This is a genomic window from Henriciella sp. (assembly GCF_049649345.1).
In the GTDB taxonomy this organism is placed as follows: domain Bacteria; phylum Pseudomonadota; class Alphaproteobacteria; order Caulobacterales; family Hyphomonadaceae; genus Henriciella.
This window is the reverse complement of record NZ_JBARZC010000313.1, coordinates 1-2,139: the sequence shown is the minus strand read 5'-3', so window position 1 is coordinate 2,139 and position 2,139 is coordinate 1. Positions and strand designations below refer to the sequence as shown.

The window sequence follows — 2,139 nt, the reverse complement described above, 5'->3', positions numbered from 1 at the left end:
CGCCTCAAGACAGCGGGACTGCTTGAGTGATGACCCTGGTTTTTGAACGCAAGCTCGATGGCGTGGGACCGCGCATGCATGCGATGGTTCTGGGCGTCGGCCGGTTTTCGCATGTGAAGCCCGACCGGAATCCCGAGCGCAAGGCATGTCCCGACAGTGCCCGGGCTATGGTCGAGTTTCTGATGGCATACCAAGACAGATTTCTGGCTCCGCTTGCGAGCATCGAGTGCCTCTTGTCTGACCCCCGCAATGATGCGGGCAAGGATACGCTTGCTCATCTTGGAGCACACGACCCAAGACCGGATGACAGTGTTGATCCCGGTACGATCGCGGGTGTGCGCAAGGCAAGCAATGCATGGCTCGACCGCGGTCAGGAGGGCGATGTCTATTTTTTCTATGGCTGCTCTCACGGTGTAGCAGGCCGGGATGGTGGTGGCCTTTTTGTCTGCGAAGACTGGGGGGCTTCGCATAATCGAGGTGAGGGCCTGCTTGATGTGCGATCGATTGCCGATGAGATGCCGAGCGGCATGAAGGCTAGTGGTGCCTGGGTCTTTCTTGATGCTTGCCAGGAAGTTATCACGGAGCTTGCCGAGATGGTGGGCGGGGTCGATGCGTACCGCCCGAAAAGTGTCGGATATCGCAAGCTCGGTTCAATCAGGAGTGTATCGCTAGCGGCAACACCCTATGCGGGCACGGCATTCGCGCCTGATGAAGGCGTTGCTTACTTCACCGACGTTCTGCTGCAGGGCCTGAAGGATAGTTTCGTCGAGCCAGAAAATTCACTCTGGTATGTCACGGGTCGTCAAGTCATGACCACGCTGGACCGTCTGTTTCTGGCTTTGCATGGCCGTGTCATTGAGCCGACGACGATCGGCCTGCCTGGATTTGGCCATCGGTTGATGCCGGTCGATACGCCCAGGGTTGCCGTCGCGGTCGACACCGTGCCGCAGAAGCTCATACTGGATGCCTTGCGGGTCGAAGTGTGTCCCGACCGGCAGGATGAAGGCCCGGTCGTAACCCGGGCAGACGACGAGCTGACTTGGCGGTTCTTCCTGCCCCTGGATGAGCGGCGACTGGTCGTGCGCATGCAGCATCCACCGTCTGAGCATCGCAGCCAGCCGTTCCATCTGGAACCTCCTGCAACAATTGTGAAGGTGCCAAAATGAATGCAGCGACAGAAGATAGGGCGACCGGGGGCCGCGAAGTAGCCATTAGCCTTGATGTGGAAGCCGCAGCTGAAGTCACTTTGCAGCGAAGTGGTGAAAGTGCGGTGCACCGCATCTTTCTGGCAGGCCCTGAAGATGCTGCGCATCTGGTCCTCCTGCCTGGGCGCTACGCAGTATCGGCGCGGCGAATCGGAGGAGGCACGCAAGAAATGGTCCACGGTATGCTGAGTCTTGAGGTCTCCGAAAGGCGCCTCAGCCTTGCCCCGCTATTTGGCCAGCAGGCAGGCGACAGCGGTTGGTCTGCGGCTCTCATGTCATCCATGCGTCCGGTCGTCTTGAGCCGCGCACTACGGGCATCGCAGTTTCAGATGTTCGCGGACCGGTACCCTGACCGGCGCGTTCACCTCGACTATGGGACAGTTTTTGCCGATCCGTTGCGCCGGCCGGAACAGCCAGAGCAGAAGCCCGAAGAGATCCTAAACTTCGCCCTCGGCTGGTCGGAGGATGAGATTGATGATGAGAGAGGCTGGAAGCCTGGAACCGGGCTTCTGTTCAAGGAAGTTCATGAAGAACCAGGCTGTCTCAGCTTCGAGGTGCGGAGCAGGCATGGCGCTGGGCAGGGTGTTGAAGACAGGCAAAGACGTTCACGCCTCACGCTTTCGATTGAAGGGCGCCCGGCGATCCGGGTTCCGTTAGCGCTGTTCACGGATGGATTGCGCATGAGCTTTCGTCCGTTTCTGCTCTCGTCGTCTCTCGACGCCCTGCTAAAGATGGAAGCCCTTTCTCCACAGGTCGAGGCTCTGGTAGGAGCATTGGGGTCCTTGTCTGAAGAGGAGGCCCAATCGGTTCTTCGCTGGTCCAGCGAAGAACAAACGGATATTGCGATCTTCTTCCTTGCCCAGAAGAAGCGGGATTTCTGGGCAGCGACAGTTGCCGCCCTGTTACTAACACGCGACCGGCGAATTCGTGAACA

Annotated in this window: 2 protein-coding genes; both read left to right on the top strand. The window is 59.0% G+C overall.

All coding sequences use genetic code 11. The annotated features are described in order from the left end of the window. Positions 1-29: 29 nt before the first annotated feature. Positions 30-1,166 (top strand): hypothetical protein, encoded by a 1,137-nt coding sequence (locus WA989_RS08230; protein WP_424340020.1) that lies wholly within the window; start codon positions 30-32, stop codon positions 1,164-1,166. Next, positions 1,163-2,139 (top strand): hypothetical protein (locus WA989_RS08225; RefSeq protein ID WP_424340019.1); only part of this gene is annotated, 977 nt, incomplete at its 3' end. The genes WA989_RS08230 and WA989_RS08225, both read left to right, overlap by 4 nt.